Source organism: Cytophagia bacterium CHB2 (assembly GCA_030263535.1).
Classification (GTDB): domain Bacteria; phylum Zhuqueibacterota; class Zhuqueibacteria; order Zhuqueibacterales; family Zhuqueibacteraceae; genus Coneutiohabitans.
Window position 1 is genome coordinate 1 of record SZPB01000244.1, and the last position, 9,871, is coordinate 9,871.

General features: G+C 54.2%; 4 protein-coding genes. All 4 read right to left on the minus strand.

What is annotated here, in order from left to right; all coding sequences use genetic code 11:
• Window positions 1-2,383, minus strand: a 2,383-nt coding sequence (locus tag FBQ85_20415) for a TonB-dependent receptor (GenBank protein MDL1877501.1), incomplete at its 3' end; no start/stop codon positions are given.
• A 150-nt stretch (window positions 2,384-2,533) separates the two neighbouring features.
• Window positions 2,534-3,943 carry a GWxTD domain-containing protein gene (locus tag FBQ85_20420; protein MDL1877502.1) on the minus strand — a complete coding sequence of 470 codons (1,410 nt, stop codon included), beginning with the start codon at window positions 3,941-3,943 and terminating at the stop codon, window positions 2,534-2,536.
• A gap of 246 nt (window positions 3,944-4,189) precedes the next feature.
• Window positions 4,190-5,263, minus strand: coding sequence for a UPF0164 family protein (locus tag FBQ85_20425; GenBank protein ID MDL1877503.1), 1,074 nt, complete (start codon window positions 5,261-5,263; stop codon window positions 4,190-4,192).
• Between the two features lie 111 nt (window positions 5,264-5,374).
• Window positions 5,375-8,677, minus strand: a complete 3,303-nt coding sequence (locus FBQ85_20430; GenBank protein ID MDL1877504.1) for a T9SS type A sorting domain-containing protein — start codon at window positions 8,675-8,677, stop codon at window positions 5,375-5,377.
• Window positions 8,678-9,871 lie beyond the last annotated feature (1,194 nt).

The window sequence follows — 9,871 nt, forward strand, 5'->3', positions numbered from 1 at the left end:
CAAAGCCGCCGTAATACGGCCGGCCATCGCGCAAGCGCCGCACCTGCGCAACAAGATCGGCATTGCGCATGAACACCGCGTTGATGTCGTTGCCGTAAACCAATTCGAGCGTGCCGAGCATGTCGCTGGGCAATTGCTTGTCGACGGCAAGATTCGTGATCCAGACTTGGGGAAATTTGAAATCCGGATCCATCGCGTTGACATCGAACGATTGCTGCAGAATGGCGTCATCGGAAGTTTTGATTTGTGGAGAACCGGGGACGAAGGGGCTGTACAAATTCGGATTGGCGCCGGGATTCGAGATCACATTGCCGATCCACACAAACGGCACGCGTCCGGTGAAAATGCCGGTGCCGCCGCGCAATTGCGTCGAGCGGTCGCCGTTGACATCCCAATTGAAGCCTACGCGCGGCGAGAACAGCGGCGTCGCGCCCGGCAGCTTGTCTTGCTCAATCGTTTCGGCATTGCCCTTTTCGTCCAAGGCCGTCAAGCCGCGGGAAAAAGGATTATCAACCGGATCCGTGAAGTACATCGGAAAATCGACGCGCAGGCCGTAAGTAAGATTGAAGAACGGCGACAGTTGAAATTCATCTTGCGCGTAAATGCCGAGCTGGCCGACGTCGATATTCTCACCTTTAAACGGTCCGCTGCCGATCAGGCCTCTGAAATTAATCGGGCCGCCGGCGCGATTGGGATCCGTCGCGGCAAAAAATTCATCCAGCGAGGAAAACGTTGTGCCGATGCCGGTGACCGGCGGAAGGAAGAACACACCGTGGCGAAAAATGTTGAAGGAGTTGAAGAACGAAAAGGATTCGAAATTTGCGCCCACGGTGAAAACGTGTTTGCCGGAGAAAATGCTCAAATTATTGGTGAATTGAAAAACGTCTTGATCTAAAATATTGTGAATGGAAAACGGTTCGTGGCCGACCGTCGTATAGGTCACGCCTCCTTCACCGATTTCAATGGTGGGGAAATCGGCGCTGAACGGCTCGCGAAAATCGCGGAAACGATTATAGCTCGCAAAAAAGCGGTTGGCGAGCTTATTGGAGCGGCTGTTCAATTCGAATGCAAAGGAATGCAATTCATTGTTAATGGCATAGCCGGAATTTTGAAACGGCAGACTCGCTTCGTTGGGGCCGCGGCCGGTGTTATTGAAACTCAACACGAAGGGATGCGGCGGCAAGTCGCGTACCGCGTCGAGCAAATTGTAGCGGAACGTGGCGGTGTGATGATCGTTGACGTTCCAGTCCAGTTTTGCCAGCAGCTTGTTGTTGTTTGTTTCGTGAATGAAGCCGTCATAGGCTCCCGGATCATAATTGTAGACGCTGATCATGCGTTGCCGAATCTGATCCAGTACGGAAGCTTGCGCGCGCGAAACGCCGAATCCCGAAGCGCCCCGGTTCGCGACGAAATTCGTGCCGGGATCATCGCGCCGCTCAAGCTCGCCGTTCACGAAGAAGAAAAGTTTGTTCTTTACCAGCGGACCGCTCACCGTAAAACCGGATTGGTTGAACGCCAGATCCGGGTTGGCGATAACTTCTTCACCGCGGACTTTGTTGCCCAACAGGCTTTCATTGCGCACGAAACTATAAACCGAGGCTTTAAATTCATTCGTGCCGCTTTTCGTGACGGTGTTGATACCAGCCCCGGTAAACCCGCCTTCACGCACGTCAAACGGCGCAATCGAAACCTGCACTTGTTCAACGGCATCGTAAGGCACCGGCTCTGCGCCCGCCTGGCCGCCGGGAGCGGGATCGTCAAGGCCGAACGGATTGTTGAAATAAGAACCGTCGAGCGAAATGTTGTTGTACAACCAATTGCGTCCGCCGAAACTGAAGTTGCCGTCGCTGCGCGGATCAAGGCGCGTGAGATCACGCGTGCTGCGCTTGACCGAGGGCAAATCGACCACTTGCGCCGGTTTAATGAAGGTCGCCGCACCGGTGCGATCGCTATTCAAAACCTCGTCCTGCTCGGCCGAAACTTCAATGCCTTCCATCGTCAAGGCTTCTTCCACGAGTTTGAAGTTAAGACTAACAGTCTGGCCGAGGTTGAGGTAGACATTCTCCTGCTTTTGCGCTTTGTAGCCGATCAGGCTGGCGGTAATCGAGTATGGGCCGCCAACCTTCATGTTTGGAATGTTGAAAGCGCCGCCAGTACGAGTCGCCGTGCCATAGCGTGTGCCGCTTGGCTCGTGAATCGCAATCACGTTTGCCAGGCCCGGCAGGGGCTCGCCCTTGCTGTCCGTTACGGCGCCGTTCATGGCGGCTGTCGTTACGCCTTGTGCAAAGAGGTTGCCCGTTAACAACAACAGCATACCAAGACTCACCAACACGAGCTTGCGCTCACTAACACGAGGTTGAGTAGCGTTTTGCTTCATACTCATCTCCTCCTTTGATAAAAGTTTAAGAGGTACATGAATTGTGCGGATAATTTGGAGAAACGGGTTCAAATTGTCAAGACAAGTTTGGCAAGCATGCTCCAAGAATATCGTGAGAGGAGATTACGAGAGGCAACATTCATCCCTCGGAAATTGTTACTGGCCGAGACTCGAGCCTAATTGCACGAATCGTTCCCAGCCGGGGTTTTGCAGTTCATTCCGATGAGTCGAATGCACGAGTTCATAATTTTTGAATCCGGTACGATCGACAAAAACAAAAATGACCCCGCCCTGCAAATCATTGTAGGTCCAAATTTCATAGGGTTTGGTCGCGGCATGGCTGCTGATGCGCTCGACATGCGAAGGCGGGCCATAGAGAATAAAAATCCGGCCGCGGTCGCTTTTCCAGCCGGGCCGCAGCACCGTGGGAAATTGTTCCTCGGCTTGCTGGGCTCGCGTCAAATAAACCTGGCGAAAGCCCGCGCCGTCGGCATAGAGTTCCGGTTTGCGCGTTTGCCAAAGCGAGGCAATAAATTTCCGTTTGGCTTCAACGTTGTCAAGACTTTTGAAAAGATCGATATCCTCTTTGAGTGTGATATGCTGCATGCGCTCAAATTCAGCATGCAATTCTTCCACGCCAGATTTGAGCAGCATCATATACAGCGGATCAGAGTTGGCGGCGGGCTGCTGCGCCTCGGCGTCATAGACATAGAATCCCTTCTTTGCGCTGGCAACTATGTTTTCCGCTGAATCTGCCACGCCGTAGACCAAATTATAGACCCCCGTGGGCAGCGCGCCAACATTCAAGAGGCCCATCTCTATGCTGGAATCATGCCGGTTTGTTTTGGTGCGATAAAATGGCCCCATGCCGGCGACCAATGTTCCATCCCTTTCTTCCACCTGCCAATATGATTTATAGATGGAATGTGGTTCAACCTGTAAATTGTACGCTTCAAAATAATAATATAAAACCGGCGCTTCGCCGCTGAACAATCGTCGCGGATTGGGGATGATTTCGTAAGTATTTCGCACCAATGCACCCGCCGCGTCAGCTTTTTTGATTTGTGAGGCGATGATCACATCACTCACCTCCACGTGCTGCGGCGAAAAACGGCGCGCGTGCAACGAGGCAGCCACGCTGTCCGGAGGCCCGGTTTGGCTGAGATCACGCGCGCTCAACACGGCGCGATAGCGTCCCGGCTGGGTGATTTCATAACGCAGCACATCGACAAATTCACGAGGCGGGGCATTTTGCGCGCCGGCTCGCACAGCTTCCGCGATTTTCCAGGTCTTGGTCGCCCACAATTCTTGCTCATGATAGATACGCAAATCAAACACCACCCGGCTGCCCTCACTTTGAGCATCGGAGAATGCGGGCGTTTGCGGGAGCGAATAATAAATTTCCAGATAACTCTGGCGATTTGAGTCCTGATACTGCGCCAGATCCAAACTGAGCTGCAAACGATTCGGTTCTGCAACTTGCGCTCGCACGCTGAGAACAAATACACACCAGAATGCAAAACCAATTTGCATGCCCAGGCAAGGACGGTGGAAAGATAGGAACATGTTATCGTCTCTTTGTTTCACTTTTTTGAAAATTCGGCTATTGATGTTGGTTCCCTTGGTTAAAGGTGTTGTCGAGAAATTCCAGGGAATTTCGCCAATTTTTATCAAATGCACCGGCGGAGGTGATCGATATCTGCGCGCGAACGCTCTTTCTTGTAAAAATTTTTATGCCCTCCGTGCAATCAAAAAAGGGCTGGGAGAAAATCTCCCAACCCTTCATCTACTAACCACCACAGAGGATGGCTTCTAAAAACCAAGCTTCAACGAAAACACGTTGGAGTTATCGAAGAACTGCACCTGGCGGAAGGCATAATCCAGGTTGGCTTCAAGCCCGCCAAGGTCGAGCTGCAAGCCCGCGCCCAACGTGAGGCCGTAGATATACCGGCCCTCACCAGCCGCATCATTGCCGGAATTGAAGGCAAAGCTGTAGCCGGCGCGCAGAAACAGCTTTTGATCCAGCGTATACTCCGCGCCCACACGCGTAGCATCGTCGTCAAAGTTGTTGTCTTGATACAATGTTGTGAGATTGAGCGACCCGCGTTCGGTCAACGGCATACTATAACCGAGGCCAATCTCCAGCGAAGAGGGCAATTCATCTTTGCCGGCAACGACTTGGTACGGGGAACTGCCGCGTACGACATCTTGCGCGTCAGCATTGCGCAGCAACCCGGTGCCGCCGTATTGCATATTCGGCCCGACATTTTTCAAAACCACACCCATGCTCAAGCCGTTAACGGCGAGCAGGCTGTTGTATTGCACGCCGAAGCTGAATGCCACACCGGAGGCGCTGAGGCGATCTATCGTCTCCGAAATAAAGTTGACGGTAGTGCCGACGCTGATGCGATCCGTCAATGCGCGCGAATAGGTAAGCCCGGCCGTGACGAATTGCGGGGTGATGATGGAACCCGTGCCATCCGGGCTGTCTTCCGTGGTCACCGCAATGTCGCCAATGTCCATCGCCTTCACACTGAAGCCCAGGGAGCCGAAGCCGCTGAAGTCAGCGCTCACGGCGAGATAATTCACATTGATATCCGCGATGTGGCGCATGTGTGAAAACATGGCATTGGCCGAACGCTCTGCGCGGGCCAGGCCGGCAGGGTTCCAATAAATGGCTTCCAAGCCGCTGGCAGTTGCAACCGATGCGCCGCCCATGGCAATATAACGTGACCCGACCGGAATCAACAACTCCGAGGCCGCATTGGTGCCGGAACGGCGCTCACCTTCCGGTTGATTCTGCTGCGCAATGGCGGTGCTTCCCAACATCACGAGCAGAGCCAGACAGGTTATGTGAAACAAACGTGCATTCTTTTTCATTATCATTCTCCTTAATGCCTTGCTCGAGTAATCTGCCCCCCTCACGGAGGTGAGAGCAAGCCGGCTGACAGACTTGACGGTCACACTCCGCAAGGGGGGAGGTTACATGAAGTGAGATCAAAAATTGCGCAGGAACTGTTCTTCACGCACGATAGCCAGCTTCAAGATTTTGACCTCGTTGAGATCGGGGAATTCGATGTGCGCGAGGTAAATTCCGCTGGCCGCCGGCAGATTGCGTTCATTTTGCAAATCCCAGTTTATGAACTGCCGCTCATCATCTTTGATAATGGTGCGCACCAACACGCCCGCCAGCGTGAAGATGCGAATGGTGGCGCGTTCCGGCAAATGGCTGAAGGTGACAAACCGACTAAAGCGATTCGCCTCGGCCCGATTGAAGCCGCGATACGGATTGGGAAAAACATTGACCATAGCGAGATCGGCCTTTGCCATCTCCACGCTGCTCACCGGCGCTTTGCTGGTGAACGTGAACTTATCCGTCGCCGTGTTGACGTTGGGCGCGATCAATTCCATGCTGAAAGCTGCGCCCAGCGGCTCGGCCGAACCGCGTTGATCCAGCCACAAATTCCATTGCACCGGACCGCCGTCCGAAAGATGGCTCGCCATGAAATCCTGGCCGCCGGCTGTGGGATTCCAGCGATTGGGATCATAGTCGGTGTCGAGGATGTACACATAATTGAACTGGAAATCGCCATTGTTGATGTTCACGCGATTGGGATCGTCATCAGCATAGAGCTTATGCAAATCCCACTGGCCATTACCGTCGCGATCGCGTATAACAATATCGAGCTGGCGTGGCGGATCGACTTCAATATCAAACGCGCGGAACGGCACCACCGTTTGACCGGTGAAGGCATTCAACGCAAAACCGGAGTAGAGATTGGCGGTTTGTCCGGCGCCGGCGGGCAATTGATAAGGCTCGCCAATATCATAACGCCCGTTTCCATTCAAATCGGTGAAGCTTTCCTTGGCAAAAAATTCCACGCGAACATTTCGGTAGTTCGCCGCAGCCATGTTGCTGCCGTTGAAATTCGCGCCGAGGAATACGCCGCCGAAGAAAATCTCGCCGCCGTGATTGCCGCCGGTAACCCAGCGGTTGTTGTTGTTGTCAACATGAAAATCCAAACCGGCAAGCGGCGGGCCGGCAACAATCACTTGCAAACCTTCGGTAATGAGATAATTGTTGTCGCCGCTTTGATTGCTTTGATCCGCAAGCAACTCTTGCCCGCTGGTAACATTGACCAGCTTCCAGTGGCCGTTCTCGTCGAACGTGACTTCGTAGGTAGCATCCAGGGTCTTGCTGGGATCGACAATCACCGGCGTCACGGAACCATCGCTGATGCCGCTGACATGCGTGGAAGAAAGAGTGTCGCCCCGCGCCACTTGATAGCGCACGCCGGGTTTCGTGGTTTGCGGCACAACCGTAGCCACCGCAGGAGAGCTTTCCAATGTTTTCGTCGTCAAGCCCTCACTGTCGTTGTAATTATAAGCCGTCACCGCAAAGAAATAGGTTTGGCCGTTGACCAATGGTTTTTCGCGGAAACGATCACGCTCAATCACGAACGTGCGTTGCACGCCGCTATTTTTACCGATTTGCACCGGCAACTCCAACACCAGGCCAGAACCTTGGTCGAAAGTTTCTTGCGCAATCGTCGTGACTTCATCAACCAAATCAAACGTGGCCAGTTTAATGCCCTGATTGAGAGCAGCGCCGGCCGAGGGCAATTGATAAATGTTATACCCCTGGAACGCGTAACCCTTGTCAACAACGCCTTCGGTTTTGGCAACTTCCGAGGGATTCTCGCCCCAATTCAACAGAATTTGGCCGTTGAACTCTGTGGCCGACAGCACGGGCGGTTGCGGCGGCTTGGGCAATTCAAATAAATTATCAAACGCTTCTTGCGCAAAGCGATCGGTGAACTTCAACACCGAGATGCTCGACAAGCGATCCGATCCGAGAGCCGCCAAAACAGCAACCACCACTTCCTGGGTATCTCCCAACGCCATCGTAAATGGACCGGAAGACAGCAACAGCCGGCGATCGCCGGGATTGGAATCAATCCAACCTGCGCCGCTCACCGGGTCGCCCGGTACGCGGTATTTCGTAATCGCGTTGCCGCTGGTCGGATCGGTCCAGGGTTGTGCGGGATTTTCCGGCCGTGGACGGAAGCCGCGTAGGAGATTCCACCATTGCAGTGTGCCGTTATAATCGCCGCCGCGTGTAGGATCGCTATCGGTTTGCCCGGCAGCAAAGTAAGCGAAAGACGTCATGGGAAGATTGCGAAATCCGGGACGCCGCTTCAATCCAAAGATGGCCTCGCCGTCGGGATCAGGCACTAATGGCCCGGCAAAGAAATCATATCCGGAGGCCGGTGGCGGCAGGCCCACTTGCGCATAATTGCCGTCGGTGGAAACGGAATTATAAACATAACCCAGGCTCAAGCTGGTGTCGCATCCAACGAAATCGTCGCCGGCTGCGCCGAGATCCGGATCCGACCATTGGCAAAAGTACATGCTGTCAATCGTCGCATTTGCCGGCGTCGTGGCTGTGCCTTTGTAGATCACGCGGAATTGCTTAAAGATGATATTACCGAGAGCATCGGAACGACGATACGCCCACAGAGTAGCCTGCATTTCCAAACCGATGGAGGGCGAGCCATACATCGTTTGCACGGCGCTCGCGCTCAAGTCATTGGCCACCAGCCAGACGACTTGATCGGCGCCGGCGATGCCCGGCTCATCCGCCTCCGGAAAAATCTTGGGAGAGCCATCGGCATTGAATTGCGGGTTGTACTGGCCGTCGCCTTCGGCATCATAAAAAGGCGCGCCCTTGCGCGCGGGCCAATCACGCCAGTCTGCGGCATATTGCTGGCGCACAGTGGCGATTTGCGCGGGCGTCACCGCGGCGGAACTAATGACATTCAACTCAGCCGCATCTTGACGCAGATCAGCGGTGGCATAGTCGCGGCGGATACGCCAAACACGATCGACATTCACAAGATCATTGACATCTTCGGCAACACCCGGCGAAAGAATAGCGCCAGGTACGGTGCCGATGCTGAACGTTTGGCCGCCGACGCGAATTGCGGGATCGCTGCCATCATTCACCTTGCCGCCCCACACCAAACCGTCCTGGAAAATCGCGGCGGCAACGATATTGCCGCGGGGAAAATACAGTCCCGAACCGCCGTCCGGCTGGTTGGCGGATTTACCATCCGAGTAAATCCAAGAGGCCACTTGCCCGATATTCACCAGCGTTTGATTCGTTGCATCTGCTGCGACTTTGGCTAAACGGCCGTTACGGCCGCCCTTTTTAACGCCACCTTCTTCTGCAGCGAACGCACTGAATCCTGAGAAGAGCAGGATCGCCGGCAGCAGAAGGGCAGTGAGAAATCGCTTCATTAACAGTTCCTCCAAAACTCGTCGAGGTTAAAGTGGCCGGCCTGAAACAAAGGGACCTGTCTCAGGCCGGCAAGGAGCTAAGTGATGAGAAGAGAAACTTAGAACTCAACTTTGGCGCCAAAACGAATCTGGCGCGGCGGACCAAGCAATTGCAGGCCGATGATATCCGTTTCGCCCTGCGCATAATTGTCGCCGTTGCCGTTGAGATTGATCGCTTCGTACAGCGAAATGAAAGGGGCACCGCCATTGGCTGCCACAATCGGGCCGCTGAGATCAGAGTTGTTCAAGAAGCCGTCATCAAAAGCATTGCCGGTGCGGCGATAAACGTTGACGACATTCTTGCGGTTCGTCAGATTTTGCACGTACATGTAGAAATTGAGGCCAAACTTGCCGACGTCAACCGTTTTGTCGAGGCGCAAATTCACCTCATAATTCCAGGGCGTGAGCGAGGCATTCACAGCTTCCAACGGCCGGCGTGAACGCGGGTCCGTAATTTGTCCGCCGAGTGAAGCATCTTGCTGCCCGAATTCGCCTTCCGAACGGGTGTAGGGATGGCCGCTGCTGAAATTGAGCAAAAGATTCAAACCAAAATTCTGCAATATCGGGCCGCCATCACCTTTGGCAAAGCGATAGTCCACGCTAGCGGAGCCGCGTTGCGGACGATTGAAATCGAGCGGTGAAAGGATCGTGGGAACTTCTTGCGCCAGCTCGACGCCGGAAACAGCAGAGGTCGGCGCCGAACCCGTGCCGAGCGTACGCGAAAAGGTGTAGTTCAATTGTCCGGCAACTCGCTTGGTGCGGCGCAACGTCAACGAAAGCTCGACGCCTGCGGTGGTGGCAAAATCACCGTTCACGAGAACGTTGTAATCACGTGCGGGCGATTGCGGATCCGCCGTGACGCGCGAGATCTGAATTTGATCTTCGATGTTTTTGTAGTAGGCCGTGAGATCAAACGCGGCAATCTCGCTGAACTGCTGGCTGAAGCCGACTTCGTATTGCGTGGTCTTTTCAGGATCCAGGCCGATGCCAACCACATTGGTGCGGAAGGAGGTGCCGCCGGTGAAAATGGCGTCATACCACGCCGAACCATTATACAGATCGGTCAAACGCGGCGCTTGCACAAACTTGCCGTATTGCAAGTGAAAAACGGTGCGATCGGTGACCGGAAACGCCAAACCCAGGCGCGGACTCACG

Coding starts and splice junctions, on each gene's coding strand:
- FBQ85_20430 (MDL1877504.1), bottom strand. CDS start 8,677: ATGAAGCGATTTCTCACTGCCCTTCTGCTGCCGGCGATCCTGCTCTTC.
- FBQ85_20420 (MDL1877502.1), bottom strand. CDS start 3,943: ATGTTCCTATCTTTCCACCGTCCTTGCCTGGGCATGCAAATTGGTTTT.
- FBQ85_20425 (MDL1877503.1), bottom strand. CDS start 5,263: ATGATAATGAAAAAGAATGCACGTTTGTTTCACATAACCTGTCTGGCT.